Below are 24,658 nucleotides of genomic sequence, written 5' to 3'. Positions count from 1 at the left end.
AACGTACCGTTTTGAGCAGAAAACGCGTACCGCTAAATCAGAATGAATGTACCGCTGATTTCAGAATAGGCGTACCGTTCGAGCAGAATTTGCAGAAGTCAGACGGTTTCATCAATCTCACCCCCTTTCCTCTATGATTTGAAAAGTGTTTATCCCTCTTTCCGCACCATATAGGGAATGAAAGGTGTGATTTAATGACCTATTTTGAAAAAAATTTAATTTTTTCGGGTATGAAAAAAGCCCGCACAAAACATATAGTTTTATACGAGCTATTATAGCTATAAAATATTCAGTTGTTGATAAAATGCAGTTAGGTAGTGTATGACCGTATAAGATTGTACTTAAAGCGTTCCATAATACAAGCCCCCTTTAAAGCACTTATTTTACTGTCTTTTTCGTAATCTTATAAATATATTTTTCTGGCGTAGGGCGTTTATTTCCAAAATACTTTTTGAAATTTGCCTGCACATCAGGGTCGGTACTGTTCATTGCTTCATCAATCGTTGCTTCAATATCAGCTCGAACATCAGCTAATGATACACCGCCAGCTTTTGCACCAGCTTTTAATGCCTTTTTTATATCTCGTTTTTTAAGTCTTATCATACCAATACCTCAAACAAATTATTTGTAGTAAATTTCTTTAATAATTACATAGGAACTTGAGGTTATCATTCTAACCTCATTATTTCTTACTATGCTTAAAGCCACGAATAACCGCTATCATTGCAACAAGAATTATATAAGCACAAATTCCTAATGAAACAATAGTTATTTCTGTTCCATAATTTGAAATTGTGTTATTTTGAATAGCTGGAACGGCTCTAAACTGAATATACGAAACAAGTGCAATCAATCCTACATCTATTAAAATCATAAAAATTCCTGCTTGTTTACTCACTTTTTTTGAGTCATATTGTGCTCTTTCTTCTGTACTTTTAGTATTAAAACCAGTAACAAATTTACTTCCCTTTCCTGTCATCAAAATAATTGTTGCAATAATAGAAATGGTAACTATTCCCCACATAACCCAAACAAACCACATAGTAACAACTCCTTCCACTTAAATTTTATAATTCTTAAATAAATAAAGCACTTCTGTAATTACCATACACAACCATTGAAATAGAATAAAAGCAAAAATCGTTTCCACAAAATATATCGGTGCAAAAATAAGTATAAATAAAGAAAATGGAAAGATAATCGTTATAAAAAGTCCATTAAATAGCATGATTTTTTCTAATGCAATTATTTGATACTCATCATATTTCTTTCTTCTTAAAGCAGAGAATATGTCAATGATAATTGCTATGCCAATCATCCCAAGTCCTATAAATTTCATGTTTTTGTTTTGAATGAACAAAGACCACCGACTATCAGAAAGCCAATAAGCATACTTTGATACAAATTCAGACGAAACTATAAATATCATAGCGTAAATAGCAGTAATTGAAGCTATATAAATCGCATTAGTCATAGGATTTTTTAATGATTTCATTTTCTCTCACTCTCCTTAAAATTGAATACTTCTTCAATGCTCATATTAAATAGTTGTGCAATATCATAAGCCAACCAAAGTGATGGGTCATATTTTCCCGTTTCAATAGCGTTGATTGCTTGTCTTGAAACATTTACTTTTTCGCCTAATTTCTTTTGCGTTAGTCCCTCCTTTTCACGCAACTCTTTTACACGGTTTTTCAAAATCACCCCTCCTTTTCAGTGTCAAGTTAGCCTTACATTGTCATTATATCATATTGACTTCAAATGCCAAGCTAGCATGACACATATTGAGGAGGGGGTATAATAGAGCTATTATTTTATAATCTTCCAGTTACTATCCTTATGTAGCACAAGCTCATACTGCGATACCTGCGTTGCCTTTGTCTGATTATCAAGGAATTTTACAGCAACCTTGACTTTCACATTGTCCCCGTCCTTTGTAAAGATAGGGTTTACCAATTCAGAATAAAGGTAGTCCCTGCCGATAGGTTCAAGCACATTTCCAGTTACATAGTAAGCAAGCTCTTTTTCCGTAGCTGTCGGGTACAGCTTAAAGAATGTTTCCAAAAATGCGGTAGCGTCATTGACGGTATCAGCGTCTATACTTGCGTCTGCTTCTGGTGTCTTTGGCTCATAGTCTGATTTTTCGATTGCAGGGGCAAGGGTAGGGTTCTGAACGATTACCATATCCCCGTCAGCGTCCACATGGACTTTTACGGTATAGGTTGCTTTCACATTGCTTGTCTGTTCTCCCTCTTTTATCTGCTGATCTACTTCGTAGGTAGCAGAAAAAGTGTCCATTCCCGACTGTTCGATACTCCATACAATCACATCTGTAACCGTGGAGCTGGTCGGTATATCGGTTCTAATGGTATCTATATTCAAGTCCTGCAATTCTTTTGTCAGATAACCGCTGATTGCCTGCGTCCTTGCTTCAATCGCTTCTTTGCTGTTACTCCATGTGTAGTAGGACTTCGCAAAGTTTTTTACGAAATTTTCTATCCCGTTGGTGTCCTGCAAGCGAAGCTCTATGATTTCTTTTTCATGGGTCGTGTGCTGGTCGATAGCGGTAAAATTCTTATATACTCCAAAGCTCACGCTTGCGATAAGCACCGCCCACAATGCAATCACGGTTTTCTTATGTGTGCCTACTTTAACGGTACGCACCTTTTTTTCTTTGACATTTTCTGTCTGTTTCTCATTCTTCTTAAACATATTTTTCAAGTCCTTTCTATTGTTTTACTCGTCCTGCACCGATTAAGTGCTGTTGCCAGTAACTACTGCTTAGGTCTGCATATCCTATCGGGTCGCCTGCATGGTACATCTGTGTCGGCGAAACAAGAATACCGACGTGGGTTACATAACTTCCAGCGTTATAGGTAGAATGGAAAAATACCAAATCCCCAGCCTTTGCCTGCGAAAGCGGAAGATGTTGGGTAGCGTCATACTGTGCTTGTGCGGTTCTCGGTAAGGAGATACCAGCTTTTCCATAGCACCATTGCACAAGTCCGCTACAATCAAAGGAAGTGTTCGGGTTACTGCCACCATACACATATTTCCAGCCTTGATATTTCAATGCTTCATTCATAATCGCTTGTGCCGTCGCATTATCAAAATGTGCCACGGTCAGATATTGATTGACTAATTCCACATAGAACATATTTCCATAGCCATACCGCCAGCCCCCATTCTTCGCAACGGCTATCGGGTTGGTATAGGTTACTTTCTTTCCACCCGATTTCTCACGGGCGAAGCTCTCTGCAAGGTTAAAGGTGTGTTTCTTTCCTTTTCCTGCCACATATCCCACATAACCACCGCCATAGTTATAAGACTGTATCGCTACATTCAAATCGTCGATACCTTGATTTTTGCAGGAAGAAAGCAGGGACGCAAAATACTTACACCCCTGCTTGATTGAACTTTCCGTATCTAAAGAATTAGGCGGTAAACCAAGACTTTCCGAACTCTGCATAACATCTTCTGCCGTACCGCCACTTTCTACTTGAATGATAGCCAACAATACATTGACATACTCGGAGATACCGTATTCTCTGGCGTATTTTTCTACCATAGGCTGATGTTTCAAGACTTCTGCGGATAAATTCATACCCGTAATGCCAGAAGAAAAATTGCTGTTCTCGTCGTCGCTGTCCGCACTAATCAACACACCAAAGAAAAGCACCAGAGAAAAGAGGATAGGAAACAGAGTGCCAATGAGAGCGATATGTTTCAGTTTCATTTTTTCTTCTGTCCTTTCTTCATCACAAGGTTACGAGTTTTCTCTGTTGTCTGCTGGTTCTTTTGGACGGTTTGCGTCTGCTGAACCGTTGTCCTGCGGTCTTTGGTGTAATTCTGGCGTGTTTCCTGCGATACCACTTTTTCTACATTCTGCCTATGTACTGTCTGTGCAGGCTGGGTCGCTTTTCTATCAGAAGCACCAGAAGATAACGGACGCTCTTTGATAACAGTTGTCTTGACTGGCTCACTTGCTTTTGAAGTGGTCGCTGTGGCAGGACGTTTGACTTCCTGCATTTTTTCAGCACTCGGCTTTGGAATGGTTGAAGCTGTGGCTGGTCGCTCATGGGGACGGGTAGCTCCCGTTGTCGCTGATCCGTCAGCCTTTCGCTGTGCCTGCCTTGCTTCTTGTGCCTTTTGAAGCTCCATACGCTTATCAGCAATATTCTGTCTATGCTGTTCCTGCTTTTCCAATCGTCCCGTCTGTCTGGACTGCTGTTCCTGCACCATGCCACGCTTAAAGTCGGACACGCTGGACTTTGCCTTTTCCTTTGCGGAATACACCGCATAAGCGGTCTGTGTCGGCATATCCTTGATATTCTCTTTGACAGCGTTTGCCTTGTCTTTCACTTTATTTTTCGTATCTAAGACAGCACCCACCTTTGAGCCTGCACGCTGTCCCATGCTGGAAGTGGTATTGCCCCGATTTTCTTTAGAAGCTGTATTTTTTCTTTCAGCTCGTTTTCCAGCAACGGCACTTCCAGCCACCGCACCAGCGACACCGCCCGAAATACCGCCAGCACTTACCGCCCTTGCAATACGGTGTTCCATACGCCTAGCCCTATGTCGCATAAACAGATACGGTCTGCGGAAAATTCTTCGTCCCATGCTTTGACTGTCATTAGCGTTCAAAGAGAACATATTCATTAAATCGCCCAGCTTCATGTAGATACCAGCGAAACATACTATCTGCAAAAACGCCACCATAAAAAACGGGTAATCTTTGGAGATGTTATAAAACATACTGGAAATACTGAACGCCACCGTTACAATGAGTGTAATTCCTGCCCGTGTCATTATGGTATTAAATACCCTTACGATTGCCTGCTTTGCCATGCTTTCATAGCTCGGTATCATAGAGAGCAAGAAACTAATAGGCAGGAACATAGCGAAGATAATAAAAAGTATCTGGCTTAACATCATTATCCCTGTCAGTAGGAATACAAAGATTGTGATACCTATATTAAAAATGAATAGGAAGAACACCATGCCTAAACGGTTCACGACCTGCGGTATCGTCAGATTGTTGTTGTCGTTGTCCTCAATTTCTGTTTTCACGACTTCTTCTCGTGTTTTCCCGTCTTCGTCCTCTGGACTTGCTGATACAAGAGCGACCACACGGTCTGCCCCGATTTCTTCTGCGTTGCTGTTCCCGAATTGTAAGAGTAACCACGGCTGTTCCACTTGAATAGAAAATAAGCTATCCCGTATCAAGTCCACGCTGTCCTTGCCCTCGCTGTCAGAGTTGGGGAGCATGATTTTTGTTCCCAAGTCAAGTGAAGCGGTACTGATGTCTGATGAAAATTCATTTATCTTCTTGATGTAGTCGGGAGCGTAAGCAATAAATGAAGCGGACAGCACGAACACCACAAGAAAATTGATAACCGCTTGAACCGCTTTGCTGGTTTCTCTTTTTATCAGTCCCGTATAGGCAACATAAATACCAATGATTAAAATTATCAGTAATAGAGAACCTACATAAAATCCCGTACTCCCGAAGCCATTCTCGGTAACACCTGCAAGGGTCTGTATGCTCTTTCCGATACTGTCTGCCATATCGTTAATAAAATCAAGTTTATAGGCTTCCTGCACCACATAGCCCGTGGCATTGCTTAAATAAAGGCTTATCGTCCAGACAAAGTTGGTAATACAGTAAAGCCCGTACTGCACCGATTTTCCGATACCGTCCAGCCAGTTCCACGGAAGCCACGACCAGCTATTATCCACATAAAAATCAAGCTGGTAGTTGGAAAGGGGATATTTTGAGTAAAGATTTTCTGCGTTTATGGTATCGTCCACAAGCCCCGTCGCATGAGCCACCGTCCCCAGAAGTGAAAGCAGGATAAGGGAGAGTGCCACCACGAACAGAGCCATTTTGAGAAAGTGGAAAATCTTCTTTTTTGTGAACGCACCTTTTATCCTTTCTTTCATCACTCCACCTCATTTCTCTGCACGGGCGGTCTGGTATCAAAGGCGTGTAGCAGTTCTTCAAAGACTGGGTGTATCTGCACCACACCGACACGTCCGTATAAGTCCTGCAATAAGCATTGTCCGTTCTCCAAATCACGCAAGCGTTTCTGGTTGTTCTCGTCGTCCTTGTCGATACCAAAAAATTCTAAGGTCTGTTTTATCTCGTTGATGTCGGTGCTACGAAAGGCAAATTTCAAGCCGATGTTGTTTTTCAGACTTTCCTTTGACACATCATAGGCAGACTGGGTAACGAAATAAACGCCTGCCTGCATAGCTCGTCCAGCACGAACCAGCTTATTTGATAAAGTTTCGCCTTGTGCCACATTTAAGAACGCCCACGCTTCGTCCAAATCAACAATCTTAAAAATGCTTCTGTCCGAATGGATAAAATCAAGGGCAAAGGTACTAATCACAATCAGCATAGATACCGACAATAATTCAATGGTCGTGTATTCCTCAAAGGTTGTGTCCTTATCTGGCAGTACAAGGTCGGCTACTTGAATGATATTGAGCTGGTTATCCAGACTGATAGCATTTTCTACCGTACCGTCTGAAAACAGCAGATGTGCAAAGTCGTAGTCCGTGAAGCTGTCGATATGGTCTGCGATATTTCTTGATATGGGTGTATCTTCACGGCGTAGCTCGTCTATCACATGGAGCAAGCCCCGACTGTCGCTCTGGGTAACGGAACGCACCGCTTTTCGTAACACGGGGAATTTTTCGCCGTCCCTAGAGGAAATACCAGTAAGGAATGTCAAGATGTCGATTGCCAGACTTTCAGCGTCCTTTACATTCTTCATAATCACGAATGGGTCAAGAAGTCCTGCATTGTCCTTGTCGCTGGTAAGATTTACGATATTGATTTCATGGGCGATTTCTGGGAGCGTTTCTTTCCAGTTGCCACGCTCTGATTTGGGGTCTAAGATAACCGCTTGTCCCCCAAAGAGAACCGAATAATACACAAGAAGATTGTTGCAGAACGACTTCCCACCGCCAAGCGAACCGACAAAAGCAGACGCAAGGGCGTTGGTAACTGTGCCTTTCACACCCTGCGAAGCTAAAGACGGTTGCAGGTACACATTTCTTCCCGTATCAACGGAATAGCCCATATAGATACCCGTGTTTTCCCCTAACTGCTGGGTAGCACCAAAACCAAGTCCTGCCAAGAAGTCTGATTTTACATACTGCACATAGTCATTGATATATCGCTTGCTGGCTGGAAGAAATTCAGAATGAAGCCCCAGCATATCCCCAGCAGGACGCACCAGCTTTACATTGAGGTCGTCGTAAAAGTCCTTGACTTCATCACAACGGCGTTTCAGCTCGTCAAGATCGGGTGCAGACACCCGTATCACGTAGCTTAACTTATACATACTTTCTTTGCTCTGGTCTAAGTCCGTTTCCAGCTCGTCCACGCTGTCTAATGCGTCCACCACATTTGAGCTGGTTTCACTTCCTGCTTGATAAGCGTGATTGTCAAGGTCTTTCAATTCCTTTTTCTTATTGCGGACGGTTGTTAATGCTTTTCGATTTTCCACGATTTCTACATTCATAGAAGTATCAACAGGGAATGTGAATTGCTGTTGCTGGAAATAGAAGATTTCAGACGACGGAAAATCAAGCTCGCCTACAATCGCATTGACAGTAAAGTAGGACACATAACTTTCCTTGTCCTCATGTTCCAATCGTAAATACCGCTGGCTTTCCTCAATCACACACCTTGTCGGACGGATAAGGTCGTAGTATTTTATCAGCGTTTCTTTGTTCAATTTTTTCTTTGGTAGCTGGTACTCATAATCTTCATAGGCGATACCGTCCCTGCCGTAAAGATGTTCCATGAGATACCCAAAATCATTGATTTCCAAGCGACGCACTTTAAAACGCCTTGAGATTTTATTTTCCAGTAACTTTTCCATTTTCATGTAACGGTTGATTTCATCATTCGGCATGGAAACAAAATCATTCATCAGCGTGTGGTTCACTTCATGGAGAAGTTCTGTGAACGTCAGCCATGCCGATTTTTTAATATTCTTCAGATTGAGTTTTTCTTCCGTAACCATGAGCTTAAAGCCAAGAAAAAATCGGTAGTCCACTTGATTGTCCCCAATCATAGATACTAACGCTTCGGTCTGTTCGTCTATTTTCTGGTAAGCAACTTCCTTTAATTTTCCAGTTACCAGCTTCTTTGACTGCTCCTGCTGACTTCGGATTGAGCTTTCTGTGGCAATCTGCAACGCATGAATTTTACCCTCACGGGACTGTGCGATTAGCTGTCGAAAGCTGTCGTGCACGATAAATTTCTGCTCTGCGGATAAGAAAGAATAGTTGTACGGTATCAGCTCATAGTAAGCGAACACCTCATTGTCCTTGTTCCAGACAAGGTTATTGTCAATATATTTTATCGGGAACATAGTTCACACTCCTTACTGCCGTGATTGTTTCATTGAGTATCTGTTTATGCAGTTTTACGGCTTTTCCTGCATAAGTGATTTTAGGTCGCAGGGCATAGGTTATCTGTGATTTCAAAAAGCTGTACGGCTTCTTTCCGTCAAAGGTTTTCTGCGACATGAACCAAGTGAGAGCAACGGGAATACCAAAGTATTTGAGAAATGCTCCCTCAATCATGGAAAGTGGGGGAATATCCCCAAACAGAATGATGATAAATTCTGTAATCACAAACCATGTAATCTGTGTAAAGGTAACGGGAAAGGGCAAGTTAAAGTCATTGATTGCATACAAGACTTTTTCCACGTTCCAGATACCCGTGTAGCTTTTAATCTTTTTCAAGTTCTTTCAGCTCCTTTCAAAATAGAAAAGGACAGCCATGTTTCAGACTGTCCCTTAAAAGAGAAATACGCTGTCAGTAGCAACAATGCTTGTCGCTGATCTTCCAGCGTTAATATGGTATCTCGCACATACCTCGGCTTGTTTCAATGAAGCAACCGCCCATATCCAAATCTCGCCCGTAGGCTTCATAGTCAATGTAGTTCTGTAAGCTGGGTGGAATATCCCCAAGTGCCTGCAATTCGTCTATGTAGTAGTAGGCAACGTCTGTCATGGTTTCACAGTCGGGATAATAATAAATATCGTCCTTATGTTCCACGACTTCTTCCAGCGTCCCGTAGTGGCTGATAAATTCGTCCAGACATTCTACGATATAGTCGGGAAGTTCCTCTATCATTTCATACATCTCATTGAGTTCTTCAATGGAAACATACTCGCCAATCGCAATGGGGAAGTTGTCGGTATCATGGATAGCGTACTCTTCATACTGTTCATTTAAGCCGATTTTTTCTTTTACATCTTCCTCGTCAATGGGGAACGTGAACCAAGCACCAACTAAATAGCCCTCATTGTATTTGCCAAGATTAGCAATGTAAACCGCCATATCATCAATCATAAGCACCACCTCATTTCCTACTCTGGCAGTTCAAAAATACCGTGTTCTGTTACTAAAAATTTCCCGTGTTCCTGCAAGTGAGAAGCATAGGCTTCAAAGTCAAAGTAGTATTCTTGACAGTCCTCGGATAAATGTTTGAACGTCGGGTCATTCATCAGCTTTTGCCTTGCAACATCTATCATGCTTTTGCAGTCGGGATAAACGGTAATCACGTTCCTGCAAATATAAAGTGCTTCTAAATTCTCAAACACCGTAAGCAGTGATACATATTCTTCCTGCATATCACTTGAAAGCTGGCGGTACATAAAATCTAATTCGTTGAGCTGGTACACGCTTGTATGTTCGTGAACTTCATCAGCATAAGGCAACACCTTTTCGATAATGCGGTAATCCCCACTTTCTGCACCGATACCTAACTTTTCTTCAAGCTCGGCAACATCTATCGGCAAGTCGAACCAGTATGATGTTGTTTCTTCGCCAGTTGTTCCTCTCGTTTCCACCAGCACCCTTGTTTCCTGCATTGTTCCTCACGTCCTTTCTGTTGTTTCATCACATCTTTTATGGTCTGGTACGACATACCAAACACATACTTTGAAAAATCTTCTAACTGTCTTTCTTCATAGTCAGTAGGGTTCAGTCGTTTCATTTCATGCCATACTTTACGTTTGTAAGAGGGCAGGTCTGAAATGTATTCACAGCCGACTTTTACCTGCATATCCTTAAAAATATCGTTCATTTCATCACTCCAATCTGAAATTTAGGTAAGAAAAAAGCAGTCAATCCTAAGACTAACTGCTTTGTGTGTAGATATGAACTTATAAAATTTTTAGTTTATGATATAGCAACATCATTTAATGTCCTCTGTGTTTTGCTTTTTTCTTTTGTTGCTTCAACTTAAACTTTTGTTCTGCGTCCATTTGCTTTTTATGTTTGGAATTAGATTTATATTCTTCTTTTTTTAATTCATGTTGTAATTTTAGAGCTTGTTGCGATTTTGTCCCAATTCCATTGTTCTGTAATTGTTTCTTTACATCTCTAAGAACTCTTTTAGGATTTTTCTTATCCTTTTTTACAATCGTTTCAACTGCTGGACTAAATTGTAAATCATAATAATGTTTCAACACAAATTCTTGAATATCGTAATCTTTTGGCTCTGCACCAAATGTTACCTTTGCTACGGAAAGTTTTCCATCACAAATTCTTTCAAAAACTCCAACCCAAAAAGGTTCTGCAAAATACACAGTCAATTTACATTTTATTGTCTTCATATCAATCCCTCCTTGTTTATTTCCAAACAAAGAACGGACAACCCGGAGGGGCAGGTTACTTACCCTATAAACATAGGACGGCTGGGCTACCTACCAGCTCTCGCATAATAAAATGCTTTGCGTTTTTATCTTTGTCATTTTAGATAATCATTATTTGATTGATTACCTTTCTTGAAAATTATACCATTCCTATATCAGCACTACAATAAAATTTTATGCACCGATAATCTTATTGAACAGCTCTAACAGTACATCTTTCACACCGCCAGCATTGAATACTAAGCCGACAGCAATCAAGGCAACTACTAAGAAGCCGATAAGTTTGGAAAACTCACGCTTGAACCCTAAGTAGATACCGATAACCACAATCGCCATAAGCACTAAGCTCTGTGCGTTTGATAAAAACCATTGATATAAATTTTGTCCGAAATTCATTTAATTGTCCTCACTTTCATTTAATTGTTGTATTTTATAGTCGGCTTCTTTGCCGACACTTAACATACACATCAAGACTACGCCGATACCCATTCCCATAGATACCAGCAGGAAGTCTTTTAATAATACCCACATTTTTTATCACTCCTAACTTTCCACCAAATCTTTTGCAGGGGTCGTCTGCTGTTTGATTATCATTTCATGCTTTTCTGTGAGCTTTGCCTGCTGTTCGATTGTTTCCATGTAGTCTGTACCGTTTCCCTTATCAATCTTTTTCAGCATTTTCAAGGTCGGTGCTACCTGCCTTTGTACCCACCGCAATGTGCGGTCTAAGGTGTACGGCTCTGGCTTTGTCGTCAGTTTCAAACTTTGCCGATTATCGCCGATAAACCAAGCCCAGCGGTCATTGAGTTTCCAGTCATTTTTTCGCTTGTCTGGTTCTTCATCAACAAACCGCACATACTGGTTGATGATAGAAAAGGCGGTCTGTTCTGCGTCATAATAGGTCAGCAAATCTCGTACTGCATAATAGGCACGTTCATTGCGAAGCCGTATCTCAAAACGGTTGATAATGTCGGCTTCTTCCAGAGGTGTCCCTAACTTGACGTACTGCTCATAGTCCTTTTCATAGATACAGAAATACACATCAGATTTCAGCGAACCAAGATAAAGGGTGCGTCCCATATATTCTCTGTCGTCCTCTCTGTGTTTGATAAGCTCGCCCGACTGGTAAAACTTATAGCTTCTGGACTTTCCGATATATTCCCGTTTCCTGCATTTTTCCGCAAGCTCTGGAATATCCAAAATGCCCGTATGGTCGTTGATAGCAAGGTCGATACGCTTCATCACGCCACCGTCTATAAGTGCGTCCATAAGAAAGTCATACCAGCTTCTTTGCTGTGCCAGCAGGTAACTTTCAAACTGTCTGCAACCACGCCCCTTTAACTCTAAAAGGACACCTTTTTCTTCGTCAGCCGACGTATAGATAAAGATGTCCCCTAAAGAGTAATGCTCCGTATAACTGTAATGTCCGTAATCTTCATGGAGCATATAATTGATATTCAGTTTTAATATATCTTTGATGATGTGCTGTATATCCAGCGTGGGAAAACGAATTTTTACATAATCAAACAGCATGGTAAGCGGTGCTTCTGGATTGAACCTTGCCAGTTCTTTATGCAGAGTTTCCAGAAGTTCCTTTGACGGCTTCATTTTTCCGCTTTCTATCTTGTTGAGATATTCTCTTGTGATACCAGAAGCCACCGCCAGCCTGCCTTGTGAGATACCGTAAGCAATCCGTTTCTCCCGTAATTCTTTTATCCATTGTTCTTCATTCAGAACCATACCCCCAATCTGTAAAGTGTGAAGTTTTTTAAGGCGACTTCACAGTCGATTTTTGTTAGGAAACCATGCCAGAAGCCTTATGTTTCCTATGTTTTTTGTCTATTGTCTATTTGCAAACGTACCCCTCTGTTAGATACCGAGGGGTTTTACCTGCTGGCGTGGCTTACGCCACACCAGCAACGGCTAGTCCGTGCCGTCGCCTTTCGCTTCGCACGTCGCCGTCCCGTCCTGCCTTGCGTTATTCGATTACCAGCGTGAACGCTTCTGGATCATCAACAATGTTGTATGAACCGAGCGTGTCCGCTGTCTGTGTATATCGGAAATGAAACAAAGGCTTTTGTCCTTTCATGGAAAAACGGGAACGGTACACCGTACCATATAAAGCGTTGGGCTTTGCCACATCATAGCTGAACAGAGTAGAAGCAAAATCATTCTCCCTGCATTTTTTGATGATTTCCTCTGCACACTTTTCTTTATCTGTAATGATAAGACGGTTGAGCGTAAAGGTAACGTGTTCTTCATGGAAATTTTCTGATGAAGTCCCCATACTTCCTACTACATCAATCTCACGTCCCCATTGCAGATAGGAAACCGCCACTCCCAGCACAAAAAGTACCGTGATTGTTATTATTTTTCTCTTTTTGCACATACTGTTACTGTCCTTTCTTGTAGGGTGTATTATAATACAGTCTACGGTAATACATCTTATTTATCAATACAGTTGTATCTTATAATTCAAAGAAAAGACGAGGTACAGCGTATGCAGGTATATATTGATTTAGAAAATCTTTTGAAAGAGAAGAATATCAGCAAAAACAAAGTCTGTGAAGCGTGTAAATTACAGAGGACACAGCTTAATAACTATTGCAAGAACAAAGTTTCCAGAATTGACCTTACAATCCTTGCAAAGCTCTGTGATTTTCTGGAATGTTCCCCAAACGACATATTGAAATTGAAGTAGGACTGTCAGCTTTCGTTGCTTGCAGTCCTTTTTTCTTCCAGCCTGCCGATTTCTTGTAGAAAATCATGTCCTTTCGGGACTAAAGGCGTGTAAAATTCACTTATAACACTTGTTCCCACATCACAATAGCCACGCCCCTTGATACGCTTCTGAAAAAACTGCTTTTTCACATCTGAACCGAACAGCATACCGTAACCTAATTCGCTGATACGCCCCAATCCCACACGGAAATTGAAGTTATCTCTGATACCGTCCGAGAAATATTTTGCGTCTGGACGCTGACAGGCAACGATAAGGAAATAACCTGCTTGTCGTCCTAACATGACGATTTTCTTTAACTGGCTAAGTAGGCTCACGCTTTCTTTTGTCCCCAGCATTTCAAAAAATGCCACATATTCATCAAAGATAAGAAAGCAGGGTGGCAGTCCCAAATAGGCGTAGTTTTCGCCCGTCTTATAGTTCGGGTGTCGCTTCATTTCCTCGCTTCGCTGTACCATGCCCTCATAAAAGGCATTGACGCAATCAATCATTTCTTCTTTGGTGTGATACACATTTCCCATAACTGTCCCCAAGTCTGCTAAGTCCGCATTTTTCGGGTCTAAGACGTAAAGGACAGCGTTGGTATGCAGTAGGGCTTCAATGAGCGTCAGCAGAAAATAAGTTTTACCGCCACCCGTCCCACCAGCGATAAGAGCGTGAGGGAGTGCGTCATATTCCCAGACAAGATTTTTCATCAGCCTAAGACTGCCGTTTTCTGCCCGTACTTCATCAATGGTAATACGGTTCGCTATCATATCATAAAGCAGGGTATATTCGATATAGCCGTCGTGCAGGGTCTTGTCGGTCAGTTCACAATACAAGCCACTTTCCAATTTATCCTCTAACCGTAAAAGCTGGTCTTGATATTTCCCCAGCGTAATTTCACAGCGGATATGAAGAAGTCCCTTTTCCATTTGATAATAAATCTTTGGAAACCAGACGATTTTTTCCCTTGATCTGCTTTGCCGGTCAGTAAAAAAACCGCTGTCTTGTACGGTATCGGCTTCATACCACTTATTTTCCAGTACCATTCTTGCCAGCTTTTGACGGTGCAGGAGCTTCTTGAAACTGTCGTAACAGAAGCGGTAATATAGAAAAGCGACCAATGCACAAACACCCGTCGCTATCAATATGGTTATGAAGTTGTAAGGGGAGAGCGTCAAGCCGTTTTCTAACAAGCTGAAATGCTCCCAATCAGTACGCATAAGCTGTTTGATATTGAGTAGCAAAAGAACCGCCACGAATACCACCAGAAGCATCCCTATGGAAAAGTGGTAGACAAGGTGCTTGTCGCTGGCTCTGATACGGTGTCCTTTATTCCAAATCTTACGCATAAATCAATCACTCCTTTCTGGGTACAAAAAAAGCAGTCAATCCTAAGACTAACTGCTTTGTGTGTATGGATATGAAGTTTTGCAAATGGGAATTTTATATTACTTTTAATGCAATTTCTAGTATCAACGAAAAAATACAAATTGATAAAATAATGATAACTATTTCAACATTTCCTAGTGATATAAAACATTGAAAAATCAGCATAATTCCTACTAATAATATAGCTGTTCCCTCAATTCTTGAATGTAGCTTTATGTTTTTTACCCCATTATATCTTTTGATAAGGGGCAATTTACCTTTGATAATACTGAATACCCCTAAAACCACCATTATATTACCTAGTATTAGCCCTATCATATTTACCACCTTTTCTAAATCTTTAATTTTCAGTTCTATAAATCGAAATTTTCTTGTTTAAATTTATCTTTGAAAAAGCCAATTAAAATTAAAGCAATACCAAGAATTGCAACTGGTATATAAATAATATTAGGTATATGATAAACAAATCTATCAATTCCAGACATAGCAATATAAATAATTATTCCCACACAAATTAAAATGTTTTTATCTTTCATAGCTGGTCTCCTTTACACCTTATTATTTGTCCGTTTCTTCATACCCATATTATAACAGTTCCATATATCCGCTACAATGAAAATCTATTCAGTAAGCCTATTTTTTCGGCTGTCCCTGCGGTGTATGGTTCTGTGGACTGCCTGCGTTCTGATTGCCTTTATTTTTCAACACAATATTCTCTGCCTTTACATACCAGTCCACATCTGCACCCGTATAAGTCTTTCGTGATACCGTATCGGCTACTGGATTGACAAGCTCCACAACTGCATTGTACGGAAATTCCCTTAACGGTACTTCTGGCGGTACAGACACGGGGATAATTCCACCATGCAGACTGCACTTCAAATCATAGATACGCTTTTTAAGCTGGGTACTCGGTGTCCCGTCCTCATTCTGCAAGAACACATCACGCACCGCTGTAAATTTTAATTCTCCAAATGTTTTCTCTTTGTCAATAACAAACCCGTTTGATAATCTCATAAATTCTTCACTCCTTTACTTTTCTTCAACTGCTACAATATCATCAGCAAGCAACACATAATCGGTATGTCCCATATCCCCGATTGCGTAACCTCTGCCATATAACTTCGGATTGACAAGTTTTACTTTCTGCTCATACTTGAACTTCTTTTCGCCAGCCTGCACGGGAATTTCCACGACAACATTTTCCCCTCTCTGCACATCTGAATAAAGGTTGTAGCTTCTTCTTGCGAAAACTCTACGGTTATCTTTATCTCTGTCAAAAACATGGTCGCTTTCGCCTGCAAATTCAAGAGTTCCAAAAGACTGTGCCATATCTGGCACGACATATTTCATTTCCATATTGTTTTACCTCGTTTCTTTCTATTTTTGATAAATTGATTGTGATTTCTTATTCTGGCAGTTTGGGAAGTACCAGCAATCCCACAGATAGTAAAGGGTAAAATCAATGCTTCGCACCCTTGACTATCCGTGTTCTTGCAGGTCGTAAGCAGACAAGCCAGAATAAGCAAAAGTCTGCCGTTTGACAGCTTCGGCGGAGAGCATGATTTTTCTTTCCTCATACCGTTACCGCCTTATGATTTCTTCATTTTACGGCGTTTGTAGAAGAAGATACCTGCCAGTCCAGCACCAGAAGTCATAAGAAGTGCAAGCAGTCCGTAAAGGTTGGTGTTATCGCCCGTTTTGGGACTGTCGCTCGGTCTGCTAGGCTTTTCTGGTGTCTGTGGTGTTTCGGGTTCTTCTGGGACTTCTGGTTTTTCCTTAAAGGTAATCGTCTGTCCCTTGTCCTCAATGTCCTTATGCTCGGTAACTTTCTTCGGCTCGTCTGGATTGCTTAAATCGTACAATTCTTCAAAAGTTACAAGCTGTTTGCCGTCAAGGGAAGTAGCGTCAAAGGTAAAAGCAACTTCCACTTTCATAGTTTCGCTGTCAGCAGTAAAGGTATAATCACTTTCCACACGTTTTCCATTGATAAGAAGCTCGGCGTTTTCTTCTTTCAACATCTGCCAGCCCACAAGTTTGTACTGTGTACCGACTTCTAAGCCCTCTAAAGTTACGGTATCAATGATTGTTACCTCTTTTCCAGCTTCAATCTCTTTGTTGCCGTCCTTGTCGGTAGCAGTCGTATGAATTTTGATGATACGCTCTGTGATAAGTACGGTTTGCCCGTCGTCCTCAATGTCCTTGTGTTCTGCAACTTTCACGGGTTCGTCTGGATTGCTGAAATCATACAATTCTTCAAAAGTAACAAGGTTTTTGCCACCTAAAGCAGACGCATTGAATGTATAAGAAATTTCTACTTTCATTTCTTTATCATCAGCGACAAAAGTATAGTCATTTTCCACACGTTTTCCGTCAATGATAAGCTCGGCATTTTCTTCTTTTAACATCTGCCAGCCTTTCAACTGATACTTTGTGCCTTTTGTAAGTCCGTCTAATTTGACAGTATCAACGATTGTTACCTCTTTTCCTGCAAGGATAGTCTTTTTGCCGTCCTTACTGGCCGCTGTGGTATAAATAGAGATTTTTTTTTCGTATTCATCAGTCAGCGTTCCTAAATCAATCACAAGATTATTTCTTGATACCACGATTTCAAAAGGTGGGATAAGTTCAAAGCCTTTGTTACTATCAGAGCGTAATTCTTCAATGATATAGGTATCATAAGGTAATGCACCCTTGCTGTCGTCTGGTTCAGAAGTTCCAAACCACACACCGTCCTCGCTGGTCTTTCCTGCGTTGGTATTGTGCTTATGAGAAGCCCAGTCAGCAGAAGTGGAGAATTGCCCGTTATCATCAGTTACCACTACATGATTTTCGCCCGTTGTCTTGCTTGTGATCCTAAAGGGAATATCAGCAAGACGCTTGTGTGTGCCTGCACCGATTTTTACACCCTCAATATCCCCACGCTTAATCTGATTGTAGATAGAATGGGCTTCGTCGGTTAAGTCCACGATTTTTCCATTTTCTGTGATTGTAAAATCAATCGGTTTTGCACCGTCAGTTAAGTAACCGTCGGGAGCTTCACTTTCAACGATACGGAAATTTCCGTAAGGTAAAAGGTCGGAAGAAGTAGAAGCGACACCCTCAATATCGGTACGAATTGTCTTTACCACTTCATTTTTCTTGTATAACTTGCCCTCAACCAATACCGCATTATCATTTAAGGAAATGATGTCAAAAGCAGTATCTTTCAAGGTAGCACTTCCTTGTGGCTTTGTATTGCCCGTTTCTAAATCTCGTTTCTGAATTTTCACACCGCCACGGATAACCTTGTCAGATACGGAAAACTGGTTACTTCCAGATAGTACGGCAAGGTCGCCGTCCTCGGTAATCTGTGTTACATATAAGCCTTTTATCTGTTCGGACTTATCGCCAGCCTGCATATATGCACCGTCTAACAAGTAGCCGTTTGGAGCTTTTGTTTCCTCAACGGTTAGTGTCCCAAGTGGAAGAACGGCTTTGCCCTCCTGCATATAGAAGCTGTCGCCAGACACCTTGTATGCGTCCGCTAATTTTGTGATGTAGTGAGTTGTCCCGTCGCTGTCTGTTTCAGCGATTGTCTTTGTAACCCATGTACGATTAGCTTCGGCAGGGAGATTGTCTTTATTATAGAAGCCAGCATAATACTTCCATGTAAATTCCGCACCTGCTAAAGAAGCGTTCCCCTGCGGATTGTCTTTCTGTGTTTCCATATCTATTTTGAAAAGCTCAATCAAAGTGTCTGTTACTTTTGGTGTATCTGATACTTTCAAGGTTGCTGTTTCGCCAGCTTTGATTGTCAATGAATAGATTGTTTTATCCACTTTATATCCTGCTGGTGCGGATAATTCCTTGATATAGACTGTGCCAGCCGTTACCTCTGCAACATCTGTATTTCCGTTTTCATCAGTCGTAAGGGTGGCAAGCTGTTTCGTGCAGTCCTTATCAGAAAAGACACCGTATGTTGCACCAGCAACAGAGTAATTCCCGTTACCGTCTGTAATGCTGGTATTACTGGAAGTCTTTTGCAGTTTCGCATTTCCAACATTCAGTTTCGCCCAGAATTGCCCTAATTCCTGCCCCTCGCCAGAGTAGATATAACCGCCACATTCATAGCGTCCTTTATTCTCTTTGACAAAGGCTTTTGCACCAGAGAAAACTTCGTCCTGCGTAGCCTTTGGAATTTCATTATAAGAAGCTCGCACGTTATCACATTGCCAGCCAAGATGTACGCTCAATCTCTGCCAGACTACACATTGTTCCAACAGATAGACTTGTTTGTAGTTCAATTCCTTGTGAGCTTCGCCATACTGTTTGACATACTCTAAGGATAACGCCACATCTGAAATCTGGTCGGCACTCATGCGTGAGCTTGCGTCAGCTCTGGTCTTGTAGCCATTCTTAAAATCTGTATTGATGTCAATACAATAGGCAGTTTCGCCCTCGACTTTCATATAGCCCTCATTGAATGTCGAACCGATAGAACCGTCATTCATTACTTTTTCAATGATACCGACACGCTCGGCACTTTCTGTCCAGTATTGCTTGCTTTCTGCATGAACGGGTGTAGTCGGTAAAGCAGTAACGACAGTTGCAAGAGCTAAGAAGCCCGTACACAATCGTTTCCATGTCTTTTTCATAAATCTAATGCTCCTTTCATTTTGGGTATAAAAATAGACGCTCATTTCTGAACGTCTACATTATTGAAAGGCTTGTCCTCTCACACATATTCTATTTTAATAGGTACAACAGTTGCCTTTCTCCTTGTATTTTCGTTGTTTTCATTACTTGCGTTATCTACAACCCCCATGACCGGCGTCCAACATGATCGAGTAAGCCATTTCTTTTCTATCCTTTTATCTTCTCTCTATAAAATATGCAGAAATTGCCATCAGGCCACATATCCGTTGAAATGGAAAATTCATGTATAATCCTTATTTCTTGCATATGTGATTTTTTATTCTCCCATATACATTTTTTTATTTCCCGCCTTGACTTTGCGACTTTAAAGCGTTATACTGCTACATTATAAATAAACACTCTCCTTATATCAATTTCGTAACAATTCAGTACCCTCACGGATAATTCCTACTGAATAGTTACTTAATTTCTGAAAATGCAAATGCAGTATCAAAACCAGTACATTTTCAAATAGGAGAATATAGTTTAAATACAATTCGAGGAGGATACAAAGTTATGAAAAAACAGGTTTTAGCCGTGTCACTGGCCAGCTTAATGTCAATCGGAACCATAGGCAGTGTTACCGCTGTCAACGCAGAAGAAAGTGACAAAACATACACCGTAGGTATTTGCCAGCTTGTTCAGCACGAAGCATTAGATGCAGCAACACAGGGATTTAAGGACGCCCTTACAGATGCTCTTGGCGATGCCGTAACTTTTGAAGAAAAAAATGCACAGGGTGATTCCAATACTTGTTCTACGATTATCAATGGTCTTGTATCAGACAATGTAGACCTGATCCTTGCCAATGCAACTGCTTCCCTGCAGGCTGCCGCAGCAGGCACTACTGATATCCCGATTCTTGGAACCGCTGTTACAGATTACGGCGTTGCTCTTGAAATTGATGATTTTGACGGTACAGTAGGTGGAAATATTTCCGGTACGTCTGATCTTGCTCCGCTGGATCAGCAGGCAGCTATGCTGAATGAACTTTTCCCGGATGCAAAAACTGTAGGACTGCTGTACTGTTCTGCAGAAGCAAACTCCCAGTATCAGGTTGATACAGTAAAAGCAGCCCTTGAAGATCTTGGTTATACATGCTCTGATTATGCATTCTCTGATTCCAACGACCTTGCTTCTGTTGCTACATCTGCCGCATCTGACAGTGATGTGATCTATGTTCCAACAGATAACACAGTAGCTTCTAATACAGAGATCATCAACAATATCTGCAGTGCAGAAAAGGTTCCTGTAATCGCAGGTGAAGAAGGTATCTGCCAGGGATGTGGTGTTGCTACTCTTTCTATCAGCTACTATGATCTTGGAAAAGCTACTGGCGAAATGGCTGTTCGTATCTTGAAGGACGGTGAAGACATTTCTACTATGCCAATCGAATATGCACCAAACTTTACAAAAGAATACAATCCAACCATCTGTAAAGACCTTGGCATTGAGATTCCGGATGATTACAAAGCAATTGAAGAATGATCAGAAAATAACTTAAATTCAAGAATAATATTAATTTCATGCACTATCAGCGGACAGCGGGAAAGGGAAATACCTCTCTCGCTTTTCGCTGTATTAACAGGAGGAATACAATCATGCAAATTATGAACTTAATCCAGGCTCTCCCCGGAGCTGCTGCCCAGGGACTGATCTGGGGAATCATGGCAATTGGCGTTTATCTTACCTTTCGGGTACTTGACATTGCCGACCTGACTGTAGACGGTACCATGTGTACCGGAGGAGCCGTATGTATTATGATGATGCTGAACGGCCACAACGTATGGATTTCCCTTCTTGTTGCCATTCTTGCAGGTATGGCAGCCGGTTTGCTTACAGGTGTTTTCCATACATTTATGGGTATTCCTGCAATCCTTGCTGGAATCCTTACACAGCTTTCCCTTTATTCTGTCAACTTAAAGATCATGGGAAAAGCCAATCAGGCAATCAATGTTGACAAATATAACATTCTTGTTTCCCTTCGCCGGATCAAAAATGTTCCTATCACCCAGAATACAATTCTGATCGTTGCCCTTTTTATTATCGTTGTGATCGCTGTATTGTACTGGTTTTTCGGAACTGAGCTTGGATGCTCTCTTCGCGCTACCGGCTGCAATGCCAATATGTCCCGGGCACAGGGAATCAATACTAATTTCTGCAAGGTACTTGGACTGATGATTTCAAACGGACTGGTTGCACTTTCCAGTGCCCTTCTTGCTCAGTATCAGGGATTTGCAGATGTAAATATGGGACGTGGTGCCATCGTTATCGGTCTTGCAGCTGTTATTATCGGCGAAGCCATTTTCAGCCGTATTTTTCGTAACTTTGCACTGAAGCTTTTAAGCGTGGCATTTGGTTCTATTTTATATTACCTGGTGCTGCAGACAGTAATCTGGATGGGTATTGATACAGACCTGCTGAAACTGCTGTCCGCTTTTGTCGTTGCTATTTTCCTGGCGATCCCATACTGGAAAGGAAAATTTACAAAAGCAGCAAAACATGGAGGAAATCACAATGCTTGAAGTTAAAAATATTTATAAAACATTCAATCCTGGTACCATCAATGAAAAAATCGCTTTAAACGGACTTTCCCTGAAATTAAATGAAGGAGATTTTGTTACTGTAATCGGTGGAAATGGAGCAGGAAAATCTACCCTTCTAAATGCAGTTGCTGGTGTATGGCCAGTTGACGAAGGACAGATCGTTATTGACGGCACTGATGTAACAAAGCTTTCCGAGCATAAACGCGCCGCTTATCTTGGCCGTGTATTTCAGGATCCGATGACAGGTACTGCTGCCACAATGGGAATCGAAGAAAATCTTGCACTTGCCAGACGAAGAGGTACCAAACGCGGACTTCGCAAAGGTATCACCCAGCAGGAACGTGAAGAATACAAGGAACTTCTTAAAGTTCTTGGCCTAGGTCTTGAAAACAGACTCACCTCCAAAGTTGGCCTGCTTTCTGGTGGACAGCGCCAGGCTCTGACCCTTTTAATGGCCACCCTGAAAAAGCCAAAGCTGCTTCTTCTGGATGAGCATACAGCTGCCCTCGATCCCAAAACAGCCTCAAAAGTCCTTGAAATCACAGACATGATCGTAAACCGTGACCATCTTACAACCCTAATGATCACCCACAATATGAAAGACGCGATTGCCCATGGTAATCGTCTGATCATGCTTATGGACGGAAAAGTAATCCTGGACATCCAGGGTGAAGAGAAGAAAAAACTGACTGTGAAGAATCTGTTGGACAAATTTGAACAGGCCAGTGGCGAAGAATTTTCCAATGACGCTGCTATTCTTGGCTGATACTTTACATTCCTGTTAATGAATCCTGATACAGCGTTATAAGTAAATTAGATGAGTGTCCTTATGAGTCCACGCCTCCACCCAATGTGGACCCATAGCGGCACTCTTTTATCTAATCCTCATCCTCTGAAACGCAGATAATACTATCTGTTGACCTGCAATATCTATATATTCTTATTGAAAGAAAATCCTCCTCCGGTGTTGTTTCCTTCACTGTTTCACTGACCACATCCTCTAATTCTTCCGGGTAAACCTGTCTTGCATCATGTACCATTACTTCATGTACACTGGTAAATGCCAGATACAGATCCTGTCCCAGCAATTCTGCCATACGTTTTGCAACACCTGGCATAAAAATTGCTGCCGCCCCGTTAGTACGCTTTGTTGTACTTAAGCAAATCCCCAATGATTTTCTGGAAATTTCTACATCACTATTCTCTTTACCCATAAAATCCTCACCATCATATTCAGGGTCAAAAATAAGCTTTTCCCAACAGTAAATCCTTGGGGGTGTCATTTTCATCGTATTTGTCAATGCTTCCTCAAGAATCTTTTCCCTGGAAATCCCCCATTCCTCAAGATACTCCTTCCGTATCTTCATGCTGGTGATCCCATCTGCAGATTCTGAAATTCTCATATAAAGAACAACAGCAATATCACCAATACACCTGTATACAGCATGTACCAATTCATCCTTATTTCGATTCAGATTTAAAAGCCTAATAAATAAATCCTTTTTAATCATTTCATAATCAGTAAGATTCTTAGTTTTGTCAAAAAATTCAGCATGATTTACTTTTTTTAACTCTGTTAATATCATCGTTCCAAGTTCATTCAATTCTTTTCCCCGTTCATAGTCTTCAAACAATTCTTGCACATGTACCCCACATATTTCTTTCATACCATCTTCTTCTGCACACACCAAAAATAGCCTGTCTCCATTTTCCGCCATCTTCTCTCCCTTTTTTCGGAAATAAATCTTATCCTCTGTATATCCAGTTTCATTAAGTAAAAAAAGGCGCAATTCACCTATAAACTCTTCATAGTTTTTATTCATATATATGGTTCCTTTCATACACTAATAGCGGTTTGATTTCTAATACTTTAAGAGATAATTGGACGATATGTCCAATGATAAAGCCGTTTTCCCAAACGGTTATAAAAAGAAAGGGAGCATCTGCTCCCCATTGAGTTGCTGTGAAATCAGTATAGCCAATCTCGCCCCACTTGTAAAGAAGAAAAAAACGAGAAAATCCAGCAAATTTCACCCATTTATCTTTCCATTTTCCTCCAGATACTGCAAAAATCCTTTGCAACCCTCCTCTATATCCAAATATGTAAGTTGGAAATCCCCTGTATACCAGGGATCCGCAATATCTCCGCTTCTCCCTGTCATTTCAAGCAACAGTCTTATCTTCCCCTCTGGATCTCCCCCAAAAATTCTCAGCATATTCCGTATATTTCTCTGATCCATTCCCAAAATATAATCATATTTTCCATAATCTTTTTTTGTTACCTGCACTGCTCTCTTCCCCTCACAGGAAATCCCATGTTTCCGCAATATCTCCCGTGCTGGCGGATATACCGAATTGCCAATCCCGTTCCAGATTTCCTCTGTGCTGGTAGCCGCAGACCGAATCAAGAACAGATCTGCGATACCCTTCTGCTGAACCATATCCTTCAAAATAAATTCTGCCATAGGCGAACGGCAGATATTGCCGTGGCAGACAAATAACACACTTATCATTGCTTAAAACTCCTTGAAATGCTGTATTTAAAGGGCACTGAAAAACTTCCATTTTTTCTTAAGTGGAAGTTTTTCTTTTATATTTTTTCAATTTTTTTTTAGAAAAAGCACAAAAAAGC

At 41.1% G+C, this 24,658-nt stretch carries 27 protein-coding genes and 1 pseudogene; 4 read left to right on the top strand and 24 right to left on the bottom strand.

Annotation, left to right across the window (positions count from 1 at the left end):
- Positions 1-378 precede the first annotated feature (378 nt).
- The 17 genes and pseudogenes from OCV61_RS17090 to OCV61_RS17010 all read right to left on the bottom strand — a co-directional run bounded on the left by OCV61_RS17090 (position 379) and on the right by OCV61_RS17010 (position 13,078).
- The gene (locus OCV61_RS17090) at positions 379-603 is read right to left on the bottom strand and encodes a hypothetical protein (protein WP_005428625.1); all 225 of its coding nucleotides are present in this window, start codon (positions 601-603) and stop codon (positions 379-381) included.
- Positions 604-682: 79 nt separating this feature from the next.
- The gene (locus tag OCV61_RS17085; RefSeq protein ID WP_023921721.1) at positions 683-1,042 is read right to left on the bottom strand and encodes a DUF3784 domain-containing protein; all 360 of its coding nucleotides are present in this window, start codon (positions 1,040-1,042) and stop codon (positions 683-685) included.
- Between the two features lie 18 nt (positions 1,043-1,060).
- The gene (locus OCV61_RS17080; protein ID WP_005428623.1) at positions 1,061-1,495 is read right to left on the bottom strand and encodes a hypothetical protein; all 435 of its coding nucleotides are present in this window, start codon (positions 1,493-1,495) and stop codon (positions 1,061-1,063) included.
- The gene (locus OCV61_RS17075) at positions 1,492-1,704 is read right to left on the bottom strand and encodes a helix-turn-helix transcriptional regulator (protein WP_005428622.1); all 213 of its coding nucleotides are present in this window, start codon (positions 1,702-1,704) and stop codon (positions 1,492-1,494) included. Before OCV61_RS17075 ends, OCV61_RS17080 begins: the two co-directional genes overlap by 4 nt.
- 105 nt (positions 1,705-1,809) lie before the next feature.
- A complete protein-coding gene (locus OCV61_RS17070) occupies positions 1,810-2,712 on the bottom strand; it encodes a conjugal transfer protein (RefSeq protein WP_158422793.1) in 903 nt (300 codons plus the stop codon).
- A 16-nt stretch (positions 2,713-2,728) separates the two neighbouring features.
- The gene (locus OCV61_RS17065; RefSeq protein ID WP_065531187.1) at positions 2,729-3,736 is read right to left on the bottom strand and encodes a bifunctional lytic transglycosylase/C40 family peptidase; all 1,008 of its coding nucleotides are present in this window, start codon (positions 3,734-3,736) and stop codon (positions 2,729-2,731) included.
- A complete protein-coding gene (locus OCV61_RS17060) occupies positions 3,733-5,943 on the bottom strand; it encodes a CD3337/EF1877 family mobilome membrane protein (RefSeq protein ID WP_158422792.1) in 2,211 nt (736 codons plus the stop codon). The genes OCV61_RS17065 and OCV61_RS17060 overlap by 4 nt, the downstream gene beginning before the upstream one ends.
- Complete coding sequence (gene tcpF, locus OCV61_RS17055) at positions 5,943-8,393, bottom strand: conjugal transfer ATPase TcpF (protein ID WP_158422791.1); 2,451 nt, start codon at positions 8,391-8,393, stop codon at positions 5,943-5,945. Before tcpF ends, OCV61_RS17060 begins: the two co-directional genes overlap by 1 nt.
- Complete coding sequence (locus OCV61_RS17050; protein WP_003061368.1) at positions 8,371-8,769, bottom strand: conjugal transfer protein; 399 nt, start codon at positions 8,767-8,769, stop codon at positions 8,371-8,373. The genes tcpF and OCV61_RS17050 overlap by 23 nt, the downstream gene beginning before the upstream one ends.
- Positions 8,770-8,878: 109 nt before the next feature.
- The gene (locus tag OCV61_RS17045) at positions 8,879-9,382 is read right to left on the bottom strand and encodes an antirestriction protein ArdA (RefSeq protein ID WP_002323345.1); all 504 of its coding nucleotides are present in this window, start codon (positions 9,380-9,382) and stop codon (positions 8,879-8,881) included.
- A gap of 17 nt (positions 9,383-9,399) precedes the next feature.
- The gene (locus OCV61_RS17040) at positions 9,400-9,903 is read right to left on the bottom strand and encodes an antirestriction protein ArdA (protein WP_005428615.1); all 504 of its coding nucleotides are present in this window, start codon (positions 9,901-9,903) and stop codon (positions 9,400-9,402) included.
- On the bottom strand, positions 9,822-10,118 hold the full coding sequence (locus OCV61_RS17035; RefSeq protein ID WP_005428614.1) for a hypothetical protein: 297 nt from the start codon (positions 10,116-10,118) through the stop codon (positions 9,822-9,824). Before OCV61_RS17035 ends, OCV61_RS17040 begins: the two co-directional genes overlap by 82 nt.
- A 115-nt stretch (positions 10,119-10,233) precedes the next feature.
- Positions 10,234-10,650: a YjdF family protein gene (locus OCV61_RS17030; protein ID WP_005428613.1), complete on the bottom strand. Its 417-nt coding sequence runs from the start codon at positions 10,648-10,650 to the stop codon at positions 10,234-10,236.
- A 213-nt stretch (positions 10,651-10,863) separates the two neighbouring features.
- A complete protein-coding gene (locus tag OCV61_RS17025; RefSeq protein WP_002323342.1) occupies positions 10,864-11,085 on the bottom strand; it encodes a hypothetical protein in 222 nt (73 codons plus the stop codon).
- Positions 11,086-11,199 (bottom strand): annotated as a pseudogene (locus tag OCV61_RS17020) (DUF3789 domain-containing protein); the annotation flags it as partial. It lies immediately after the preceding gene.
- A gap of 33 nt (positions 11,200-11,232) precedes the next feature.
- Entirely contained in the window at positions 11,233-12,429 is a 1,197-nt protein-coding gene (mobT, locus tag OCV61_RS17015; RefSeq protein ID WP_005428611.1) for a MobT family relaxase, read from the bottom strand.
- 238 nt (positions 12,430-12,667) lie between these two features.
- Entirely contained in the window at positions 12,668-13,078 is a 411-nt protein-coding gene (locus OCV61_RS17010; protein WP_005428610.1) for a hypothetical protein, read from the bottom strand.
- A gap of 111 nt (positions 13,079-13,189) precedes the next feature.
- Between OCV61_RS17010 and OCV61_RS17005 the strand changes: the two genes are divergently transcribed.
- Positions 13,190-13,390 carry a helix-turn-helix domain-containing protein gene (locus tag OCV61_RS17005; RefSeq protein WP_004612745.1) on the top strand — a complete coding sequence of 67 codons (201 nt, stop codon included), beginning with the start codon at positions 13,190-13,192 and terminating at the stop codon, positions 13,388-13,390.
- 5 nt (positions 13,391-13,395) lie between these two features.
- Here OCV61_RS17005 and OCV61_RS17000 read toward each other — a convergent pair whose 3' ends face one another.
- From OCV61_RS17000 to OCV61_RS16980, 5 genes are all read right to left on the bottom strand, one after another.
- Positions 13,396-14,763: an FtsK/SpoIIIE domain-containing protein gene (locus OCV61_RS17000; protein ID WP_005428608.1), complete on the bottom strand. Its 1,368-nt coding sequence runs from the start codon at positions 14,761-14,763 to the stop codon at positions 13,396-13,398.
- 393 nt (positions 14,764-15,156) lie between these two features.
- Positions 15,157-15,339, bottom strand: coding sequence for a hypothetical protein (locus OCV61_RS16995; RefSeq protein ID WP_005428606.1), 183 nt, complete (start codon positions 15,337-15,339; stop codon positions 15,157-15,159).
- 97 nt (positions 15,340-15,436) lie between these two features.
- Positions 15,437-15,820: a YdcP family protein gene (locus OCV61_RS16990; protein WP_005428605.1), complete on the bottom strand. Its 384-nt coding sequence runs from the start codon at positions 15,818-15,820 to the stop codon at positions 15,437-15,439.
- 15 nt (positions 15,821-15,835) lie between these two features.
- Positions 15,836-16,162 (bottom strand): YdcP family protein, encoded by a 327-nt coding sequence (locus tag OCV61_RS16985; protein ID WP_005428604.1) that lies wholly within the window; start codon positions 16,160-16,162, stop codon positions 15,836-15,838.
- Between the two features lie 233 nt (positions 16,163-16,395).
- Positions 16,396-19,440 carry an SrtB-anchored collagen-binding adhesin gene (locus tag OCV61_RS16980; protein WP_005428603.1) on the bottom strand — a complete coding sequence of 1,015 codons (3,045 nt, stop codon included), beginning with the start codon at positions 19,438-19,440 and terminating at the stop codon, positions 16,396-16,398.
- 556 nt (positions 19,441-19,996) lie between these two features.
- On the opposite strand from OCV61_RS16980, the gene OCV61_RS16975 reads away from it, so the two are divergent.
- From OCV61_RS16975 to OCV61_RS16965, 3 genes are all read left to right on the top strand, one after another.
- Positions 19,997-20,968 carry an ABC transporter substrate-binding protein gene (locus OCV61_RS16975; RefSeq protein WP_158422790.1) on the top strand — a complete coding sequence of 324 codons (972 nt, stop codon included), beginning with the start codon at positions 19,997-19,999 and terminating at the stop codon, positions 20,966-20,968.
- 113 nt (positions 20,969-21,081) lie between these two features.
- Complete coding sequence (locus OCV61_RS16970; RefSeq protein ID WP_158422789.1) at positions 21,082-22,005, top strand: ABC transporter permease; 924 nt, start codon at positions 21,082-21,084, stop codon at positions 22,003-22,005.
- On the top strand, positions 21,998-22,792 hold the full coding sequence (locus OCV61_RS16965; RefSeq protein WP_158422788.1) for an ABC transporter ATP-binding protein: 795 nt from the start codon (positions 21,998-22,000) through the stop codon (positions 22,790-22,792). The genes OCV61_RS16970 and OCV61_RS16965 overlap by 8 nt, the downstream gene beginning before the upstream one ends.
- Positions 22,793-22,904: 112 nt before the next feature.
- Here the strand turns inward: OCV61_RS16965 and OCV61_RS16960 are convergent, their stop codons facing one another.
- Complete coding sequence (locus tag OCV61_RS16960) at positions 22,905-23,849, bottom strand: DUF5688 family protein (protein ID WP_158422787.1); 945 nt, start codon at positions 23,847-23,849, stop codon at positions 22,905-22,907.
- A 207-nt stretch (positions 23,850-24,056) separates the two neighbouring features.
- Positions 24,057-24,539: a low molecular weight protein-tyrosine-phosphatase gene (locus OCV61_RS16955; RefSeq protein WP_158422785.1), complete on the bottom strand. Its 483-nt coding sequence runs from the start codon at positions 24,537-24,539 to the stop codon at positions 24,057-24,059.
- Positions 24,540-24,658 lie beyond the last annotated feature (119 nt).

The sequence above is a fragment of the Blautia ammoniilytica genome (assembly GCF_025566965.1).
Lineage (GTDB): Bacteria > Bacillota > Clostridia > Lachnospirales > Lachnospiraceae > Blautia_A > Blautia_A ammoniilytica.
The sequence above is the reverse complement of the archived record's forward strand: the minus strand, read 5'-3'. Positions and strand labels throughout refer to the sequence as shown.

Excerpts from the sequence above, each read along its gene's own strand:
- OCV61_RS17090 (WP_005428625.1), bottom strand. The coding sequence starts at position 603 with ATGATAAGACTTAAAAAACGAGATATAAAAAAGGCATTAAAAGCTGGT.
- OCV61_RS17085 (WP_023921721.1), bottom strand. The coding sequence starts at position 1,042 with ATGTGGTTTGTTTGGGTTATGTGGGGAATAGTTACCATTTCTATTATT.
- mobT (WP_005428611.1), bottom strand. The coding sequence starts at position 12,429 with ATGGTTCTGAATGAAGAACAATGGATAAAAGAATTACGGGAGAAACGG.
- OCV61_RS16960 (WP_158422787.1), bottom strand. The coding sequence starts at position 23,849 with ATGAATAAAAACTATGAAGAGTTTATAGGTGAATTGCGCCTTTTTTTA.
- OCV61_RS17025 (WP_002323342.1), bottom strand. The coding sequence starts at position 11,085 with ATGAATTTCGGACAAAATTTATATCAATGGTTTTTATCAAACGCACAG.
- OCV61_RS17065 (WP_065531187.1), bottom strand. The coding sequence starts at position 3,736 with ATGAAACTGAAACATATCGCTCTCATTGGCACTCTGTTTCCTATCCTC.
- OCV61_RS17000 (WP_005428608.1), bottom strand. The coding sequence starts at position 14,763 with ATGCGTAAGATTTGGAATAAAGGACACCGTATCAGAGCCAGCGACAAG.
- OCV61_RS16965 (WP_158422788.1), top strand. The coding sequence starts at position 21,998 with ATGCTTGAAGTTAAAAATATTTATAAAACATTCAATCCTGGTACCATC.
- OCV61_RS17045 (WP_002323345.1), bottom strand. The coding sequence starts at position 9,382 with ATGATTGATGATATGGCGGTTTACATTGCTAATCTTGGCAAATACAAT.
- OCV61_RS17005 (WP_004612745.1), top strand. The coding sequence starts at position 13,190 with ATGCAGGTATATATTGATTTAGAAAATCTTTTGAAAGAGAAGAATATC.
- OCV61_RS16955 (WP_158422785.1), bottom strand. The coding sequence starts at position 24,539 with ATGATAAGTGTGTTATTTGTCTGCCACGGCAATATCTGCCGTTCGCCT.
- OCV61_RS17010 (WP_005428610.1), bottom strand. The coding sequence starts at position 13,078 with ATGTGCAAAAAGAGAAAAATAATAACAATCACGGTACTTTTTGTGCTG.
- OCV61_RS16970 (WP_158422789.1), top strand. The coding sequence starts at position 21,082 with ATGCAAATTATGAACTTAATCCAGGCTCTCCCCGGAGCTGCTGCCCAG.
- OCV61_RS17060 (WP_158422792.1), bottom strand. The coding sequence starts at position 5,943 with ATGAAAGAAAGGATAAAAGGTGCGTTCACAAAAAAGAAGATTTTCCAC.
- OCV61_RS17070 (WP_158422793.1), bottom strand. The coding sequence starts at position 2,712 with ATGTTTAAGAAGAATGAGAAACAGACAGAAAATGTCAAAGAAAAAAAG.
- OCV61_RS17080 (WP_005428623.1), bottom strand. The coding sequence starts at position 1,495 with ATGAAATCATTAAAAAATCCTATGACTAATGCGATTTATATAGCTTCA.
- OCV61_RS17030 (WP_005428613.1), bottom strand. The coding sequence starts at position 10,650 with ATGAAGACAATAAAATGTAAATTGACTGTGTATTTTGCAGAACCTTTT.
- OCV61_RS16975 (WP_158422790.1), top strand. The coding sequence starts at position 19,997 with ATGAAAAAACAGGTTTTAGCCGTGTCACTGGCCAGCTTAATGTCAATC.
- OCV61_RS16980 (WP_005428603.1), bottom strand. The coding sequence starts at position 19,440 with ATGAAAAAGACATGGAAACGATTGTGTACGGGCTTCTTAGCTCTTGCA.
- OCV61_RS16995 (WP_005428606.1), bottom strand. The coding sequence starts at position 15,339 with ATGAAAGATAAAAACATTTTAATTTGTGTGGGAATAATTATTTATATT.
- OCV61_RS17035 (WP_005428614.1), bottom strand. The coding sequence starts at position 10,118 with ATGAACGATATTTTTAAGGATATGCAGGTAAAAGTCGGCTGTGAATAC.
- tcpF (WP_158422791.1), bottom strand. The coding sequence starts at position 8,393 with ATGTTCCCGATAAAATATATTGACAATAACCTTGTCTGGAACAAGGAC.
- OCV61_RS16990 (WP_005428605.1), bottom strand. The coding sequence starts at position 15,820 with ATGAGATTATCAAACGGGTTTGTTATTGACAAAGAGAAAACATTTGGA.
- OCV61_RS16985 (WP_005428604.1), bottom strand. The coding sequence starts at position 16,162 with ATGGAAATGAAATATGTCGTGCCAGATATGGCACAGTCTTTTGGAACT.
- OCV61_RS17040 (WP_005428615.1), bottom strand. The coding sequence starts at position 9,903 with ATGCAGGAAACAAGGGTGCTGGTGGAAACGAGAGGAACAACTGGCGAA.